We start from the raw sequence: 17,050 nt of genomic DNA, 5'->3' as shown, positions 1-17,050 counted from the left end.
CGGCCGTCACTTGTCGGCGGAGGCCGCCGGCAGCGCGACGGAGATCTCGACGCGCCCCGGGGGCAGCTTGGTCTCCCCGAGCGCGGCGGCCGCGGGGTCGTGCTCGGCGTGCCCCACCGCCGACAGCCGGGCCCCTGCCACCGAGCACTTGTCCTGGAGCGTCTGCGTGACGGTCGCCGCCCGGACCGCGGAGAGCTCCCACGGCGTCGGATAGGCGGCCTGCAAGGGGGCCGGCACCGAGGCCGGAGGACCGCTGACCGCGCCGACGCGCAGCGGCGCCTGGCCGCCGCCGCTCGCGGACAGCGCGCCCGAGACCTGGCACAGGAGGGCCTGCCCCTGCGGGCTCACGTCGACCGTGTTGGGGAGGAACACCGCGCCCTCCGAGAGCGCGACGAACGCCTGCCCCTCCGCGACCGCGACCGCCGCGACCCCTTTCTTGACGTGCTTGTCGAGCTTCCCCGCGAGCTCCGCCTTGAGCTGCCCGACCCGCTCGGCGCCCGACTTCTTCGCGGCCTCGGTCTGCTGCCGCTCCGCCTCGCCCTTCTGGATCTGCGCCGTCTTCGCCTCGAGCTCCCCGCGCACCTGGCTCAGCGTCTGTTCGAGCTCTTTGGCCCTCTGGTTCGACTTCCGCTGCTCCTCCAGCAAGAGCACGTGAGCGCGGTGAAGCGGGACGTAATATGCCGCCACGAACGCGGCGGCCGCGACGAGGAGGAGCGCCGGCATCACGCGCATCCAGCGTCGGAAGCTGGACGATCCAGCGCTGTTGCCGGCCGCGATCGCCTCATCCGCGATGTTCATGACTGCCTCCATGCTCCGCCGCCATCGCGGGCGAGAATACCGGCATGGCGAGGATCTCGCCAGCGCCACGGGTCACAGCGTTACGGCTCACACCTCACTCATTGCAAAAATCCGCACCGTCTCGAAAGCACGCCGAGGCTCATGTCGGTGTGTACGGTGCGCTCGCGCCGTGGCATCCTCGGGGACGCAAGGGAGGACTTTGTATGAAACCGCCGCCCCTTCCGGCCAGGCGCCCGGCGCCGCCCGTCCCGGCAACCGATGATCGCGAGAGTCTCTGGCACGTCGCGATCGCGCCTGACGACATCAAGGTGCTCACGTTGGACAAGCTCGACGATCTGTTCCGTCTCGATGTGATCGACGAGACGACGAAGATATGGCGCCCCGGGATGGCCGCCTGGCAGCCGCTCGGCGTCGTGGCGGGAATCGAGCCGACGCCCCCCGAGCCGGCGCAGGTCCAGGGTCCTCCGCCGAGCACGGCGCGCCGGGGCCCGCCTCCGCCGCCCCCGCGCGCCCCCGGGCGGCGGAACATGGACTCCGATCATCCGACGCCGGTGGCGTCGCCCATGTCCTCCACGATGCCGCTCGGCGCCCCGATGTCGCTCGGCGACACGATGCCGCTCCGAGCGCTGGACGACAGCTCGCCTCACCTCGTGACGCGGACCGAGGTGCAGGCGCCGCCCGCGGCGATGCTCGCGGCGTCTCGGCCCACCTCGCCGCCGTGGATGCCGGAGGCGCGGGAGCCGGAGTTGTTCAACGAGGCGACCTACGCGGCGCCCCGCGCGCGCGACACGGGCCGGGTGCAGCGCCTGACGCTCGCGCTGTCGGTCGTCGCGGGGCTGGTCGTGACGCTCTACCGCAATGACGTCCTCCTCGACGCCGCGCGCTCCTCCGGGCATCAGGGCGTGTATCTGAAGGTCGAGACCGCGCTCGGCGGGCCCGGCTTCGGGACCCCGCGCTCGATCGAGAAGCTCGACGTGTCCGCACAGCCGGCGCCGACGAAGTAACCCCACCAAGATCCAGCGCTCCATCGAGCGCCGCGCGACACGCGACACGCGACGTCGCGAGATCGGCCGCGCTGCGACGCTCGGCCGTCCTGGCACAGCGACCCAGACACGAAGGCCGCCGAGGCGCAAGCGACGCCACGAGCGCGAGCGCAGCCATGTCCGCGCCAGGAACGACACAGTGGCTCGTTCACGCACAATGTCATCCGCCGACATCGCCAACATCGCAAATCAACGTTGTCAGTGCGAGCGAGCTCCACATTTGCTATAGTAAAGACCTTACTCTAATCGGGGAGGGCCCTACCGGATGTCTCGCAATCCCCGGTTGTATGCCGAGATTTTCCCAGCGCGTCCGCCACGCCATGGCGCGGTGGGATCGGGTCAGCACCGACATTTAAAAATCCCGTGAACGAGACAGGGAGGTAGTCCTATGTCGCCCTTTATCTCACGCAACCTGGCTGTTGTTCTGGCTCAAGTTGGTTTGCTCACCACGGCTTCGTGGAGCCTCACCGGATGTGGCCAGGCGGCTCCCCCGGACGAGCCGCTCGAATCCGATGCTCAGGCCCTCGTCGCCGAGGAGGCCGAGGATCCCGGCGATGGCGACGAGGCGTGCTCCGGCGAGGAGCCGACCTTCACCTCGCGCGAGATCGTGCGGGATCTCTCGTTTCCGATGCGGATCGTCTTGGGACCGGATGGCTACCTGTGGCTCACCGAGCGCACCGGGAAGCGGGTCGTGCGCGTGAGGCCGGAGGACGGCCTTCAGAAGACCGCGATCACCATCCCGGAGGCGTTCCAGTCGGGAGGTCAGGACGGGCTGCTGGCCCTGGCGCTGCACCCGGATCTGCTCAAGCACAAAGGGAAGGACTACGTGTACGTCTCCTTCACCTACAACGTCGCGGCAGATCCGGCGGTGGACCGCAGGACGAAGATCCGCCGCTACACGTACAACCGGGTGACCGAGACCCTCGGAAACCCTGTCGACGTCATCACGGGCCTTCCGGGGAGCGACGATCACAACTCCGCGCGGCTCCTGTTCGGGCCCGATGGGAAGCTCTATTACACCATCGGGGATCAGGGGAACAACCAGTTCGCCAGGATGTGCAACCCCATCCGCGCGCAGGAGCTGCCGACGGCGGCCGAGGTCGCGGCGCAGGACTGGCAGAAATACGTCGGCAAGATCCTGCGCTTGAACGTCGATGGCTCGATCCCGAAGGACAACCCGAAGATCGACGGGGTCCGCAGCCATATTTACTCCTACGGCCATCGCAACGCGCAGGGCCTCACGTTCGGCCGGGGCGGCAAGCTCTACGCGAACGAGCACGGGCCGAAGAGCGACGACGAGCTGAACCTCATCCAGCCCGGCAACAACTATGGCTGGCCGTACGTCGCCGGCTACCAGGACGACCAGGCGTACACGTACGACAACTGGTCGGCCTCGAGCCCGACGCCGTGCAACGAGCTCTCCTGGAGCGACTTCGCTCCTCCCCCGTCCGTGCCGCGGCAGCTGGAGAGCGCCTTCAGCCACCCGGACTTCAAGGAGCCGCTCCTCACCTTCTACACCGTCCCCAACGACTACGTCTTCTTCGACTGGGCGTGCGGGTTCACCCAGTACATCTGCTGGCCGACCATCGCGCCCTCCTCGCTCCACTACTACCCTGCCGGGCACGGCATCCCCGGGTGGGATCACACTCTCTTGATGACCTCCCTCAAGAAGGGCGCCGTGTACAAGGTGAAGCTGAGCCCGAACGGGAAGACCGTGGAGGGCGAGCCCACCGTCCTCTTCCAGACCACGAACCGGTACCGCGATCTCGCGATGAGCCCGGACCGCAAGACCTTCTACATCATCACGGACACCACGGGGAACACGAGCGGACCGACCGGCGGCGTCACGACGGTCCTGGACAACCCGGGGGCGATCCTCGAGTTCAAGTACACGACATCGCACTGAGCCAGCACCGGAGTCGGGGGGCCTGCGTCGTGCCGGCGCAGGCCCGCGCCCGACTGGCCCCCTGACGGGGCGCTTCGCTCAGTTCCAGAGCCGCGCGACGAGGCCGTGGGTGGGAAACGTCTGCCGGATGCCGGACACGAGCAGCTTGCCGTCGGTCGAGAGCGTCATCGACTGCACGAAGTCCTCTTCGCCGAGGAAGAGCGCCTGAACGCCCTTGTCGCCGAACGTCGGATCGAGCGCGCCGTCCGGCAGGAAGCGCGCGAGGGTGGGCTGGTTGGCCTCGCGCGGCCCCACGTTGCCGGCGACCACGATGCGGCCGTCGGGCTGGAGCGCCATGTCGACCGCGTCGCCGCCCGCGAGGCCGGCCAGCGCGAAGCCGTCCTCCCCGAAGGTCGGGTCGAGCCGGCCGTCGGCGTCGATGCTCACCACGAGGAAGTCGCTCGACCCCGCCTCGGTGCTCCGGGCGCCCACGAGGACGCTGCCATTGGGCTGGACGACCACGGCCACCGGCTCCTGCTGACCGGGCCTCGTGACCGTCAGCTGCCCCAGCCCGCTGACCGCGCCGTTCGCGGCGAGCGACACCAGCACGATGTCCCGGTCGCCGCCCAGCTCCGCCCAGCCGGCCACCAGCACCGAGCCGTCCGGACGTGCCGCCAGCGCCGTGCCCGCGCTCGGGCCGACGCCAAGCGGCGCGATCCACCCGACCGTGGCGAACTTGTTGTCGAGGTAGCCGTACGTCGGGTTGATCGCCGCGACGAACAGCTGCCCATCGCGCTCGCCGGTCACGAAGAGCTGCTCGGAGGCCGACAGATCCATGGCCGCCACGTGCTCGTCGCCGCCGAGATCGATCAGGCCCTTGCCCGTGTTGGCCGAGTCGATGTTGTCCTGCGTCCCGTTGTCCCGGTAGCGCAGGAAGGCGATGTCGTCCGTGGCCTCCCCGCTGGCGTAGCCGGCGAGGAAGACGGCGCCGTTGATGAGGCGCGTGATGCCGCGGATCTCCTGGTATTTCGTGCAGTTGCAGAAGCTGCTCGTCACGCGGCCGCCCGCGAACGCGGGGTCGAGCGCGCCGTCGCGGAGCAGGCGGAAGCCCTCGAGCTTCGACGCGCCGACGCCGCTGACGCTGTTGCCGGCGGTCAGGATCTGCCCCGACGCCCCCTGCCGGATGTCGTGGAGCCCTCCGCCGTCCGAGGCGAGGTTCCACGAGGTGATGCCCGCCGCGCCGAAGCTCTCGTCGAGCGTGCCGGGCTTGCCCGTGACCACGGCGCGCGCGCTGTCGGTGCGCGTCGTCCGGCCGGAGGTGGCGATGAGGTCGAGGTCGAACGCCGTGCCCAGCGTGAGCGCGCCGGAGGCGCCGACCTCCAGCCTGCCCGCGCTGCTGCCGGGCGGGATGGTGATCGGATCCGCGACGAGGCCGGCGGGCGCCGCCTGCACGTCGACCACGACCGGCTCATCGAAGCCGCCGATGCGGGTGATCGCGACGTGGACGTGATTGACGCCGTTGTAAGGGACATCGACCGAGTCCGCCAGGATCGCGAACGTGAAGTCGCCCTCGGCCTGGCCCCCCTGCCCGCCGCCTCCGTCGGCCGTCCCCCCGCCGGAACCAGAGGGGGACGAGGACGACGAGGCGCCGCCGCCGGCGCCCGAGTCGAGCGACACGTCCTCGATGCCGAGGAGCGCCTCGCAGCCGAGGAGCGCCGCGGCGCCCCCCAGGAGCGCCGCGCGGGCCAGGGCGGCGGTTCTTCGATGGGTTGTGCTGTTCACGGCCCGCCAGGCTAGGTCACCCGCGGGACGACGTCGAGACGGCGGCCGCATCGCGGGCCAGCCCGCGCGCAGGCGCTCAGGGGCGCCGCCACGGCCTTCTGTAGTCCTAGGAGAGGATCGGGGCGAAGTGGAAGTGCCGCCGGCGTCGAGGCGCGAGCGCTCCCCGTGCGGCGTGAGGATGTCACGTGACATGTCACGTGACTCGCCATGGCCTGTCACGTGACATCCCACGACCCTGGTGTGAACAGCTCGGCGTGCGCCGCCGATGAGGCCACGACGGGCTGGGGGTCCGCCTCGTCAAGAAAGTGCTCTGTTTCACGATTTCTCCGCTCGTGCGTTGCGGAGAGCCGGACGCGGCGTCGGGCCACGACGACGGGGCCGCTCGCCGCCTCCCCGTTGATTTCTTGGGATCTCAACCTATTCGACGCTCCAGGCCAGCGGCAGCACCACGTCGAGACGGGGGTCGCGACACCTGCGGGCGGGCGTTGGGTGCAAGCGCTGCCGCCCGACAAACCTTGCCGGGCAACAGAACCGATTCGCTCCTCGCACCGCGTGGAACGGTCCTTGCCGTGGCGTCGTCCATGACTTTTTCCACGAAACGCTCCCATGGCATCGCGCCTGCGCTCATCGCGGCACTCACCGTCCTGGCTCCGCTCACCGCCCGCGCCTACGAGCTCAAGGTGCCGTGGCGCGGCGACTCGCTGCCGCAACTCTCGTACATGAAGACCAGAGGACACATCAACTACAACTGCCTCGCCAATGGCCACGGCCTGTGCGCTCTCGACATCTCCGGCGTGCGCTGGGACAACGCGACGAACGCCTACTCGTCTTATAAAGAGGGCGCGACCGCCCCGCTCGGCGAATACGACAAAGTCGACTGGGGAATGCCGCTCTACTCCCCGGTGGAAGGCGAGATCATCGCCTGCTTCCGGAACTTGCCCGACGACAACGATGACGGCTCCGAGCCCATCGCTTGCCCGAACCTCGCGGGCGACGGCACGGACAAGTGCAGCGACGGCGGCAACCACCTAGTCATCCGCACCTTCGACAATCATACCGTCACCCTGGCCCACCTCCAACAGCACAGCATCCCGAGCGACCTCTGCCCCATCACGGATTCCCTCCTCTTCGATGACCAGCCCAAGTACTGCAATCTCCCCGATTGGCACGGTGTGCTGGTCGAGGGCGCTCGCCTCGATCACCGGGGCTTCGCGCCGATCCCCGTGCGCAAGGGCGATTTCGTCGGCCGAATCGGCCTCTCGGGCCGCGTAACCGGCACGCACCTCCACATGAGCGCCGTGGAGATCACGATGGATCCCGACGGCAACACCTGCGGGCTCAGCCGCCCGATCGAGTTCGTGGAAGCGTGGTCTCAGGACCAGACACCCGGCGTGGCTCCGACGGCGACGAACTGGGACCGGCTCAGCGGCGCCGTGCTGCCCTTCAACGGGACCACCTACCTGCTCTGGCCTGACCCGCTCGGGCCGAAGGTGGACGAGCTGGGTATGGAGTACGGCACGGCCCCGGCGCTGGCCCTCAGCACGACGGGCGGCGTGGCCGCGTACCGCAATCAAGCAGGCAATCTCGCCGTAAACGCGATGCTGTTCGACGCGAGCGGCAACATCACCCTCGGCACACCGGAGGAGGAGGGCGCGATCGGTGACGTCGCCCTCTCGACCCTCAGCGACTCGTCCCGGCACGTGATCGCCGCGGTCCAGACCGGTGGAACCGCGAAGCTCAAGCTCATCCCCTACTTCGTGACCACGACCGCGGGCCTCGTAAGGGGCGTCAGCCGGACGGAGTCCACGACGGGAATCGGCCAGGTCGAGGCCACGGAACCTCCCAGCCACGACGGGATCGTCGTCGCCATCCAGAACGGCACGAATGCCATGTCGGTCATCAGCTACGGCGCGACGTTCACGGGCACCGAGGAGATCACGGTGAACCGGCTCGCCAGCGCGGCCTCCGCCACGGCGATCAGCGACCTCGGTGTCGCCACCGTGACCGTGGGCCGCGGCCCGAACGAGTGGTTCGATTCCTGGCAGGGCGTGGTGACCGTCGAGCGGCGAAGCTCGGATAACACCCTCTGGGTGCGGAGCTGGCAGATCGACTCCACCGGTTCGACGGTCACCCTCGTCGACAGCGAGCAGGCCCGGGACATCAACACCGACGCGGCCTTCACAGTTTCGGACGTGGATGTCAGCGTCGCTCGCACCGGCAGCGAGGGCGGGGTGAGCCTGTTGAGTCGCGAGGTTGCCGTCGTCTCCGCGGCGACGTCCTCCGGCCTTCGTGTCCAGACCTGGCAGATCACCAGCACCGGGCAGCTGAGCGCCATCGATCAGTGGGACGCGGAGGGCGTCGCCGAGGTGTCGTCCGCGAGGGTTGGCGCTTCGGACACGCTGATCGGCGCCCGCACCAGCGGCGGTTCCCTCAGGATGATCTCATTTCACGTCGGTCCGGACGGCGAGCTCGGCCGCGCGGGCACACGCACCACCGCGGGGTCGATCCTGGGGCTCGAGGTGGATGGGGTTGACAGCGCGCAGAACGCCATGGTTCTCGCGCTGTGCCCCACATCCGAGGTGACCCTGAACCACTACTTCACCAACTACTCCTCGCTGTACTGACCGCCTCGCGCTCAGGCGCTCGCGGGCGCCCGGTGGAGCTGCAGCAGGTCCATCGACGGCGCCCTGCCGGTCAGCCGGAGATCGTAGCGCTGCTGCAGCAGCCGCAGCACGTTCGGCGTGAGGAACGCCGGCAGGCGCGGCCCGAGCACGATGCCCTTCACGCCCAGGCTGAGCAGGGTGAGGAGCACCGCCACGGCCTTCTGCTCGAGCCACGAGATCACCAGCGTGAGCGGCAGCTGGTTCACCCCGCAGCCGAGCGCCTGGGCGAGCGCGCCGGCCACGCGGAGGGCGCCGTAGGCGTCGTTGCACTGCCCCATGTCGAGCAGCCGCGGCAGGCCGAGGTGGGTGCCGTGGTCCTGGTTGCGAATACGGTACTTGCCGCAGCCGAGCGTCAGAATGAACGAGTCCCGGGGCGTCTGCGCGGCGTAGTCCGTGAAGTAGCTGCGCGCCGCCTCGGGGCCGTCGCAGCCGCCGATCAAGAAGAACCGGCTGATCTTCCCGGCCTTCACCGCCTCCACGATGGCCCCAGCGTGCGCGAGGATCGCCTCGTGGTGGTAGCCGACCTCGGTCTCGCGGACGAAGTGGTCGGGCAGCGGCGGGCTCGCGAGGGCCGCCCGGATGACCTCGGAGAAGTCGCCGCCGCGCACGCGCCGGCCGCCGGGCACCGCGGTGACGCCGGCGGTGAACAGGCGATCGCGGTAGGCCTCCTTCGGGATGAGCACGCAGTTCGAGGTCATCAGGATCGGCCCAGAGAACGCCAGGAACTCGGCCTTCTGATGCTGCCACGCGGAGCCGTAGTGGCCGACGAGGTTCGGGTGGCCCGCGAGCTCCGGATACGCGTGCGCCGGCAGCATCTCGCCGTGGGTGTACACCCTCACGCCCGTCCCCTCGCACTGCCGGAGCAGCTCGGCGAGGTCCGAGAGATCGTGCCCCGAGACGAGGATCCCCGGCCCCGCCACGGTGCCTTCCCGGACCATCGCCGGCTGCGGCTCGCCGAAGCGCATGCGGTGGCCCTCGTCGAGCATCCTCATCACGAGGAGGTTCACCTGGCCGCACTCCAGGCAGAGCTCGAGGAGCGCCTCCGGGTCGAAGCTCACGTTGGTCAGCGTGGAGAAGAGCGCCTCCTCGAGGAAGCCGTTCACCCGTTCGTCGCGCATGCCGAGCTTTCGCGCGTGGTGCGCGTAGGCGGCGACGCCCTTCAGGCCGTAGATCAAGAGCTCCTGGAGCGACTGCACGTCCTCGTCCTTGCCGCAGACGCCGGCCGTGGTGCACCCGGTCCCGTGGGATGCTTGCTCGCACTGGTTGCAGAACATGGTCATGACGGACCTCGAGGGTTGTGGGCCCACGCGCCCTGCGCGGGCGCCGGCCGGAGAGCGCGCGTGGGCCGCAGCGCGGCCGCGCAGGGCGCGTCCTCGGCGGCCACGAGGCCAATCAACGTTCGTGCCGGCGGCTCGCCCCGGATCCCGGGAGGCCAGAAGGGGACAAGGCCGGGCTCTCCGGCGCTGCCCCGCGCCGGCCGAGGCGCAATCATGGCGTAGGGGTGCAAACGGTGCGCGAGAGCGGCTCGAAGAGAGATTGCGCCGCTCGCCAGGGACGCGCCTGACGTGCGCTGATCCTGTTCAGCTCAGGGAGACGAAGCGTCTCGGCGGCGAGGTCGACCTGCCCACGCGACCATGCCGCCATTCCAATCCCAGCTGGCGCTGCCGTTACCCCATGATCCACGTTCACACGCGACGTTTTACAAGATGTGAGCTGCTCCCCGCCGGGACACGAGGCCGCTCGAGTCGCCGCGCCCGAAACGGATAGCGCTGCAGCCCTGTGTGCCAGTAGAATGGAGGATCCTTGAACTCTGAATGAGGTCGCAGTGGAAAATCATGTCATGGTCAAACGAGGGCGCATTGCCCGGTTTCACCGTTCCATCTCGCTCGCCCTGATCTCGCTGAGCGTTGCCTGCGGCCAGGCACCGGCTGGCGACGGCAACAGCGGCAACGGCGACGGCGGGGGCAACGGCAACGGCGGGGGCAACGGCAACGGCGGGGGCAACGGCGACGGCACCGCGGCGCCTCCCCCCTCCCTGACCGGGGAGGTGTCGTTCTCCACGCCCAGCCAGACGTTCAGGGATCAGATCCAGGTGGGGATGTCCACCCCCATCGAGGGGGCCGAGATCCGCTACACGCTGGACGGGCTGCTGCCGACCGCATCCTCCACGTTGTACACGGGCGAGCCCGTGACCCTCACCGTCACGACGCAGGTCCGCGCGCAGGCGTTCGTGGGAGGCGCCGCGAGCGGCGCGGCGAGCACAGGCCTCTACATCGCGCGCACCTTCGACGCGACCTCCGATCTTCCCATCGTGATCATGGACGGTTACGGCATGGGCAAGCCGACGGACAAGGAGGTCTACTTCGACGCGGCGGTGATGGTCTGGGAGCCGGTCAACGGCGTCGCGTCGATCGCGTCGCTGCCCACGCTGGCGATGCGCGGCGGGTACCACGTGCGCGGTCAGTCGTCGCGGAACTTCCCGCAAACGCCGTACAAGCTCGAGCTGTGGGGCAACGACGACAAGGACCTCGACTACCCGGTGCTGGGCATGCCCGCCGACTCGGACTGGGCGCTGATCCCTCCCTACTACGACCGCACGTTGATCCGCAATCCGTTCACCTACAGCCTCGGCCGCGACATGGGCCTCCAGGCGCCACGGGTCGAGTTAGCCGAGGTCTATCTGAACTACGACGCGCGCGTCGTGGGCGAGGCGGATTACCAGGGCATCTACTGGATCTCCGAGACCATCAAGAACAACAAGGTCCGCACCGATCTCAAGGAGCTCAAGGAGACGGACCGGGCACTGCCGGACATCAGCGGCGGCTACATCTTCAAGTTCGACCAGGCGGCCGCCGAGGAGCCGAAGCTCGCCTGCACCGGATCGGATCCCCTCCCGTCGTTCAGCTTCGGCGGCGGCGGTCCCCGTCCCGACGAGGGCGGCACGTGCTGGATCGATCTCGAGGTCGTGGATCCCGATCCCCTGAACGACGAGCAGGCGACCTGGCTGACGCAGTACATCCAGCAGTTCCACGACAGCATCCACCAGACGCCGATCGGCGATTACGCGTCGTACATCGACGTGCCGTCGTTCATCGATTACCTGATCATCAGCGAGCTGACGCTCAACGTGGACGCGTACGTGCGGAGCGCGTATTACTTCAAGGATCGCGATCAGAAGCTCAAGGCCGGGCCGCTGTGGGATTACAACTTCGCGCTCGGCGGGGTGGGCGCCCAGAGCGCGACGCCGCAATCGGAGAACGACACCGGCTGGCGCTTCAGCGGCACGAGGAACGTCAACAACTGGTACCAGAAGCTCACCGCGGATCCGAGCTTCATGGCGCAGGTGAAGGCGCGCTACACGGCCCTTCGCCAGACGCACCTGTCCGAGGCCGCGATCGAGGAGCGCATGAACCAGCTGAGCGCGCCGCTCTCGCAGGCCGTGGTCCGCGACTTCGCCAAGTGGCCGGTGTCGAGCATCATCGAGTCGAGCGAGGGTTTCCTCGGCGGCCCCACCGCGCCGACGTGGGAGGGGCAGCTGCAGAGCATGCGCGACTTCCTGCGGGCCCGGCTCGCCTGGATGGACGCCAACTTGCCGTGACGCGGCGCGGGCCGCCGCGCAGATCGCGCGGCCCTCCCCGACCGTGCGCGGCGAGGCGCTAGCCGCGCTGCAGCCGGCTCACGGCGAACGCGCCGTCGCCGAGGAGGGCCTGCGCGCCGAGCGCGATCATCAGGAAGGCGACGTACTCCCAGCCGCCCCCCTGGCCGGCGAACATCCAGCCGTTCGGCAGGTGCACGAGCAGCGCGCCGATCATCACCGGCAGCAGCAGGAGCGAGACAAGGCGCGTCCTGAGCCCGGCGAGGAGCGCCGCGCCGCCGATCAGCTCGGCGAGAAACACGGGATACGCCGTCCAGCCGGGGAAGCCGCTCGCCGCGAAGAACGCGACGGTGCCCGGCAACGTGAACACGAGCGGCTTGGCGAGCGCGTGCGCCAGGAACACGGCGCCCAGCCCGAGGCGCAACATCAGCGCGGCCAGCTCGGCCGAGCGGGGAACGGAGAGGATCGTTTCGACACGGTTCATGGGTGATGCCTCCATGACCCAAGCAGTAAGCCCCGGCGCCGCGCCACGGTAGAGCGCGCCCGGGAACGAATTGTTCTCCGGGGAGAACGATCTGCCGCTACGCCCACGAGATCCCGCGGAACGCGGCCGCCAGGTGCTCGATGAGCCGCCGCACCCGCGCGGGCGGGCGCCGGCCGGCGGCGTGCACCGCGTAGATGCCCATGGGCCGGGGCGCGAACGCGTCGAGCAGCGTGACAAGGCGCCCGGCCGCGAGATCCTCGTCGACCATGAAGCGCGGCAGCACAGCGAGGCCGATCCCGGACACGGCCGCCTCGCGGAGCGCCGTCCCGTTGCTCGCCGTCAGCGGGCCGGAGACGGGGACGGAGATGCGCCCGCCGGCCCCGTAGAAGCGCCACTCGTCCTCGACGCGCAGGTGGACGTAGCGCAGGCAGTCGTGGTGCAGGAGATCCCCCGGCTGCTCGGGCCGCCCCCGCCGCTCGAGGTACGCAGGCGCGCCGACCACGTGCAGCGCCGTCGTGGCGAGCTGGCGCGCGACGAGGCTCGAGTCCTTGAGCTTCGTGATCCGGATGGCCAGGTCGACGCGCTCCTCCACCAGGTCGACGAGCCGGTCGTTCAGCATGAGCTCGACGTGCGCGCCCGGGCTCGCCCGGAGGAACCGCGCGAGCGGCTCCGCCAGGTACATCTGCGCGAAGCTGACCGGCGCGTTGAGCCGGATGCGGCCCCGGTCGGCGTCGGACGCGCCCCGCACCGCGGCGGCGGCCTCCTCGAGCACGCGCGCGCAGCGCGCATAGAGGTTCATGCCGGCGTCCGTGACGGTGAGCTTTCGCGTGGTGCGAACGAGCAGGCGCTCGCCGAGGCGCTCCTCCAGGCGCGCGACCCGGGTGCTCACCATCGACTTCGACACCCCGAGCTCCGCCGCGGCCGCCGTGAACGAGCGGCGCTCCACGACGCGCGCGAAGCACAGCAGGGCGGGCAGATCGTCGAAGAGCGGGTCGACCATGCGCCCACTGTGCGCGGCGGGGCGGATTGTTCGCAACAGCGAACATCCCGGGATCGGCGCCGCCGGCCACGGCCCGGCCAACGCGGCGCCGCGCGGCGGGCGGCCGGGGCCTCCTCGCGGAGCGCGACGTTCAGAGGAGACCAGGCGACGACGCCGCGACGCTCGGCTGGCCGCGTGACGCGGCGCGCGACCGCGGTACGCCTGCTCTCGACGCGCCGGCGCCGCCGGTCGTGGCGTCGCTCCGCGCGCGGGATCCCTGCACGACAGGGGCAAGCCCTGTGCCCGGCATGCGGACGGATAGCAACAAGACGGCGTTCGAGCAGGGCCTCCCACACCACCTCGCCGCGATCGCGCGTAGCGCACGGATCGGCGCCCCGCTATAAAGGAACCAACCACGAGAGAGAGGGGGTCCCATGGCCAGTTCATTCGGTTACCTGAGCACCAGCGTCGATGTCTCGTCCGTATCGTTCGACGCGATCAGCAAGTACATGCAGGTGCTCCTCCTGCGGAACATCGCGACGGGGACCTGGGTCTTCAGCAAGGGCGCGATGCAGTCCGTCAAGGGGTGCGTGCTCGCGTCCCCGTCCCTGCCGGACGACAGGGGTCAGACCGACCAGGACTATGTGCACCACTGGATCCGGGACGCGGCCATCTGCATTCCGGAGGCGCTCGACAACCCGGTCTTCACGGCGCGGACAATCTGCGAGGATTACACGATGTTCTCGGCGCTGTGCCAGGAGAACGCCGAGCGAGCGAGCAGGTTCGCGCTGGCGTGCTTCCACATCGACGGCACCGTGCGCGACAACTGGACCTCGCAGACGGACGGCCCGGCGCACCGCATCCTGTCGCTCCTCGCCATCGAGGATCGGCTCTCGCTGCAGGCGCTCGCCACGGCCAGGTCCATCATCGAGAAGGACACCCGGTACCTCCTCTCGGCCTACAAGGAGCAGACGCACAACCTCTGGGAGGAGACGGCCGGGTTCAGCTTCTATGCCCGCTCCGTGCAGCGAAAGGCGTTCCTCTCGCTGATCAGCCGCGCCGACGAGCACGGGCTCTCTCCGTACATCAACGACATGTGGGCGGCCGCAGAGTGGCTGGGCAGCCAGATGGCGACGCACCAGGGCACGTACGAAGGGCAGCCGTACTACGCGTCCATCACGGGGCCGAACGGCAGGCCCGTCGAAGGCAGGGGAGCGACGCTCAACGTGGATGTCGTCATGTCGGCCGTCTACGGCTCCACGAACTGCGCGGACCCGGTGCTGCTCTCGACGGCCGCGCTGGTGCGCGAGGCGTTCACCCAGGGCGACCGGCGGTACCGCATCAACGACGCCGATCGGGCGCTGCCTCGGAGCAGGGGGCCGATGATCGGGCGGTACCCTGAGGACACGTACGACGGCAACCTGTCGGATCACGGTCCGGACGCCGGTCACCCGTGGGCGCTCACGACGTGCAACTTCGCGGAGCTCTACTTCATGCTCGCGGCGAAGATCAAGAGCTCCCCCGGCGCCGTGCTCGTGAACGCCACGACGCAGAAGTTCTTCGCGCAGGTGGGCGTCAGCGATCCCGCCGATCCGGACATCGCGGCGAAGCTGATCGACGCGGGCGACAGGATGCTCGAGGCGGTGATCTACCACTCCGATCGCCTCCAGCTGAGCGAGCAGTTCGATCGCGACAACGGGTACGAATGCAGCGTGAGCGATCTGAGCTGGAGTTACGCGACCTTCCGGAGCGCGGTCAGGGCGCGCGAGGCCGCCGTGGGCGATTTTCCGAGCCGCCACGGGTAGCCGGAGCGCGGCGCGCTCGTGCGAGAGGTGCCCGGCGGCGAGGTTCGACGCAGGTCAGGTCAGCGCGTTGTCCTGACGGTTGAGCACGGCGTTGAAGACGACCGCCGGCACCCGCAGGCGCTCGTCGCCCTCGTAGAGCTGGCGCAGCTCGGCGAAGCGCGCGTCGGGTGAGCGGGTGATCGCCGCGAGCCGGTCGAACAGCGCGAGCTGGTCGTCCCGCAGCGGCTCGTCGGGTCCGATCATCGGACCCCAGTCGTCCCACGGCAGCATCTCCATGTTGTTGAGCGCCGCGAGATCGCGCAGGACGTTGCCGCTGATGAACCAGAGCCCGCGCATGTCGAACATCCCGAACTTCGACGGATCGGCCTCCCCGGCGCGGCACTGCGCCCAGGCGTCGCTCGCCACCACGAAGCGGTGGCGCGGCACGTCGAGCACATCGAAATCGGGCTTCAGCGCCGCCCGCTGAACGTCGTCGATCTGCGCGTCGACGAGGACCCAGCGCTCCTCGGCGGCGTTCCAGTGCTCGCAGACCCAGTGGTCCACGAAGTCGCCGGCGTGGAAGTAGCCGCCGAAGCCGCAGCGGGCGCGGGCAGGGATCCCCTTGGCGCGCAGAAAGGCGACCAGGAGCACCGTGAAGTCACGGCAGGAGCCGACGAGGCGCGTGTCGAGCGGCCGGGCGGCGGAGAGCGGCCGATCGTCGTGGGCAAAAAGGCGATCCAGCCTCCGGTCCGTCGGGCGGAGGTGGGACTCGGCGCGGCGCTCGTCCGAGAGCTCCACGCCATAGGCCTGCGCCCAGTGCACGTGCAGCAAGAGGCCCTGCACGACGCGCACGAGCGAGGCCACGTCGCCCGGCAGCTCGTCGAACCGGGGCGTGTGCGCGCCGCCGGACGTCATTGGCGCTGGGCGCGTGTAGAAATCGAGGATCTCTCGGGTGGTCGTCATCGTTCTCTCTCCACGAGGTCGGCCGTCCGGGGTGGTGATATCACTCGCGCTAAGGAATTTCACTTCTCGATCCGGACGAACACCGCGCAGGGCGCGGTCCGAGCGGCCGCGTTGACAGCTTCGATTTTTTTGGAAGAAGCCCCTTGCGCCAGTACTTCTAGATCCGTAGAAGTAGTGCGTGCCCTCGACACTGGAGCGCCACGCTGAACAACTGGCCGCGCTCGGTCACCCCGTCCGCCTCGCGGTTCTGCGCTTCGTGGTGCAAGCCGGCGCCGACGGCGCATCCGCAGGCGAGATCCAGGCGCACATGCACATGCCTGCGTCCACGCTGAGCCATCACCTGAAGCGGCTCGTCGACGCTGGCGTTCTAAGAACGCGCGGAGAAGGAACGTTCCACTACTACAGCGCCGACTACGCGGCGCTTCGCGGCCTCACGGACTACATCTGGGAGGACTGCTGCAAGCGCGGGAAGAGTTGCTGTTAATTTTTTTCTCCACTATTTCTAAAAATTTGGAAGGAGTACCTGAGATGAACGTCCTCAAGCCTCACGTTTCGCTGAACATCTCCAACATCGATGCCTCGGTCGCGTTCTACGAGAAGGCATTCGGTGTGCGCGCCGCGAAGCGTCGACCTGGCTACGCCAAGTTCGACCTTGCGTCGCCTGCCCTCAACCTGACGATGCAAGAGGCGCCGCGCACGGGCGTGAACGCGAGCCATTTCGGCATCCAGGTCGCGAGCACCGACGACGTGCTCGAGGCCAAACGCGCCTTTGAGGCGGCCGAGCTCAAGACCTTCACGGAGGAGGACACCGCGTGTTGCTATGCGGTGCAGGACAAGGTCTGGATCGAGGACCCCGACGGCAACTCGTGGGAGGTGTTCGTGGTGAAGGGCGACGCGGACGTGATGGGAAGCCAGCCTGCGAGGAGCGAGCCTGAGAAGAGCGAGGCGGCGTGCTGCGCGCCTGCCTGCTGCGCCCCCGCGAAGCTCGGCGATGCAGCGCGCTGATCTCACCCGAAGGGCCGCCAAACCTGCCCCAGCGCGCATCCGATGTCGTCGTTCCACGAGAGGAGGCCC

13 protein-coding genes are annotated in these 17,050 nt (G+C 69.1%); 7 read left to right on the top strand and 6 right to left on the bottom strand.

What is annotated here, in order from left to right; translation table 11 throughout:
- Window positions 1-6: 6 nt before the first annotated feature.
- The gene (locus WME95_RS04225; protein WP_437907120.1) at window positions 7-798 is read right to left on the bottom strand and encodes a hypothetical protein; all 792 of its coding nucleotides are present in this window, start codon (window positions 796-798) and stop codon (window positions 7-9) included.
- A gap of 203 nt (window positions 799-1,001) precedes the next feature.
- Between WME95_RS04225 and WME95_RS04220 the strand changes: the two genes are divergently transcribed.
- Window positions 1,002-1,802: a DUF4339 domain-containing protein gene (locus WME95_RS04220; RefSeq protein WP_437907119.1), complete on the top strand. Its 801-nt coding sequence runs from the start codon at window positions 1,002-1,004 to the stop codon at window positions 1,800-1,802.
- A 478-nt stretch (window positions 1,803-2,280) separates the two neighbouring features.
- Window positions 2,281-3,747 carry a glucose/sorbosone family PQQ-dependent dehydrogenase gene (locus tag WME95_RS04215; protein ID WP_437907118.1) on the top strand — a complete coding sequence of 489 codons (1,467 nt, stop codon included), beginning with the start codon at window positions 2,281-2,283 and terminating at the stop codon, window positions 3,745-3,747.
- A 78-nt stretch (window positions 3,748-3,825) separates the two neighbouring features.
- Here WME95_RS04215 and WME95_RS04210 read toward each other — a convergent pair whose 3' ends face one another.
- Complete coding sequence (locus WME95_RS04210; protein ID WP_437907117.1) at window positions 3,826-5,508, bottom strand: delta-60 repeat domain-containing protein; 1,683 nt, start codon at window positions 5,506-5,508, stop codon at window positions 3,826-3,828.
- A gap of 581 nt (window positions 5,509-6,089) precedes the next feature.
- Between WME95_RS04210 and WME95_RS04205 the strand changes: the two genes are divergently transcribed.
- Window positions 6,090-8,132 carry a hypothetical protein gene (locus tag WME95_RS04205; RefSeq protein ID WP_437907116.1) on the top strand — a complete coding sequence of 681 codons (2,043 nt, stop codon included), beginning with the start codon at window positions 6,090-6,092 and terminating at the stop codon, window positions 8,130-8,132.
- Window positions 8,133-8,143: 11 nt separating this feature from the next.
- Here WME95_RS04205 and hcp read toward each other — a convergent pair whose 3' ends face one another.
- Window positions 8,144-9,445, bottom strand: a complete 1,302-nt coding sequence (gene hcp, locus WME95_RS04200) for a hydroxylamine reductase (protein ID WP_437910947.1) — start codon at window positions 9,443-9,445, stop codon at window positions 8,144-8,146.
- Window positions 9,446-10,011: 566 nt separating this feature from the next.
- On the opposite strand from hcp, the gene WME95_RS04195 reads away from it, so the two are divergent.
- The gene (locus tag WME95_RS04195) at window positions 10,012-11,769 is read left to right on the top strand and encodes a CotH kinase family protein (protein WP_437907115.1); all 1,758 of its coding nucleotides are present in this window, start codon (window positions 10,012-10,014) and stop codon (window positions 11,767-11,769) included.
- Between the two features lie 58 nt (window positions 11,770-11,827).
- On the opposite strand, the gene WME95_RS04190 is transcribed toward WME95_RS04195, so the two are convergent.
- Together WME95_RS04190 and WME95_RS04185 are read right to left on the bottom strand one after the other, a co-directional pair.
- On the bottom strand, window positions 11,828-12,250 hold the full coding sequence (locus WME95_RS04190) for a DoxX family protein (RefSeq protein WP_437907114.1): 423 nt from the start codon (window positions 12,248-12,250) through the stop codon (window positions 11,828-11,830).
- A gap of 97 nt (window positions 12,251-12,347) precedes the next feature.
- On the bottom strand, window positions 12,348-13,250 hold the full coding sequence (locus WME95_RS04185) for a LysR family transcriptional regulator (RefSeq protein WP_437907113.1): 903 nt from the start codon (window positions 13,248-13,250) through the stop codon (window positions 12,348-12,350).
- Between the two features lie 413 nt (window positions 13,251-13,663).
- On the opposite strand from WME95_RS04185, the gene WME95_RS04180 reads away from it, so the two are divergent.
- Window positions 13,664-15,034 (top strand): glycoside hydrolase family 15 protein, encoded by a 1,371-nt coding sequence (locus WME95_RS04180; RefSeq protein ID WP_437907112.1) that lies wholly within the window; start codon window positions 13,664-13,666, stop codon window positions 15,032-15,034.
- Window positions 15,035-15,088: 54 nt separating this feature from the next.
- Here WME95_RS04180 and WME95_RS04175 read toward each other — a convergent pair whose 3' ends face one another.
- A complete protein-coding gene (locus WME95_RS04175; protein WP_437907111.1) occupies window positions 15,089-15,976 on the bottom strand; it encodes a transglutaminase-like domain-containing protein in 888 nt (295 codons plus the stop codon).
- 178 nt (window positions 15,977-16,154) lie between these two features.
- Between WME95_RS04175 and WME95_RS04170 the strand changes: the two genes are divergently transcribed.
- Together WME95_RS04170 and WME95_RS04165 are read left to right on the top strand one after the other, a co-directional pair.
- On the top strand, window positions 16,155-16,460 hold the full coding sequence (locus WME95_RS04170) for an ArsR/SmtB family transcription factor (RefSeq protein ID WP_437297850.1): 306 nt from the start codon (window positions 16,155-16,157) through the stop codon (window positions 16,458-16,460).
- Window positions 16,461-16,504: 44 nt separating this feature from the next.
- Window positions 16,505-16,981: an ArsI/CadI family heavy metal resistance metalloenzyme gene (locus WME95_RS04165; protein ID WP_437907110.1), complete on the top strand. Its 477-nt coding sequence runs from the start codon at window positions 16,505-16,507 to the stop codon at window positions 16,979-16,981.
- The last annotated feature ends 69 nt before the right edge of the window (window positions 16,982-17,050 follow it).

The organism is Sorangium sp. So ce327 (assembly GCF_051530205.1).
GTDB classification, from domain to species: Bacteria; Myxococcota_A; Polyangia; order Polyangiales; family Polyangiaceae; genus Sorangium; species Sorangium cellulosum_B.
This window is presented reverse-complemented; position numbering and strand designations above follow the sequence as displayed.

Coding starts and splice junctions, on each gene's coding strand:
- WME95_RS04225 (WP_437907120.1), bottom strand. CDS start 798: ATGAACATCGCGGATGAGGCGATCGCGGCCGGCAACAGCGCTGGATCG.
- WME95_RS04220 (WP_437907119.1), top strand. CDS start 1,002: ATGAAACCGCCGCCCCTTCCGGCCAGGCGCCCGGCGCCGCCCGTCCCG.
- WME95_RS04180 (WP_437907112.1), top strand. CDS start 13,664: ATGGCCAGTTCATTCGGTTACCTGAGCACCAGCGTCGATGTCTCGTCC.
- WME95_RS04165 (WP_437907110.1), top strand. CDS start 16,505: ATGAACGTCCTCAAGCCTCACGTTTCGCTGAACATCTCCAACATCGAT.
- WME95_RS04195 (WP_437907115.1), top strand. CDS start 10,012: ATGGTCAAACGAGGGCGCATTGCCCGGTTTCACCGTTCCATCTCGCTC.
- WME95_RS04190 (WP_437907114.1), bottom strand. CDS start 12,250: ATGAACCGTGTCGAAACGATCCTCTCCGTTCCCCGCTCGGCCGAGCTG.
- WME95_RS04185 (WP_437907113.1), bottom strand. CDS start 13,250: ATGGTCGACCCGCTCTTCGACGATCTGCCCGCCCTGCTGTGCTTCGCG.
- WME95_RS04205 (WP_437907116.1), top strand. CDS start 6,090: ATGACTTTTTCCACGAAACGCTCCCATGGCATCGCGCCTGCGCTCATC.
- WME95_RS04175 (WP_437907111.1), bottom strand. CDS start 15,976: ATGACGACCACCCGAGAGATCCTCGATTTCTACACGCGCCCAGCGCCA.
- hcp (WP_437910947.1), bottom strand. CDS start 9,445: ATGTTCTGCAACCAGTGCGAGCAAGCATCCCACGGGACCGGGTGCACC.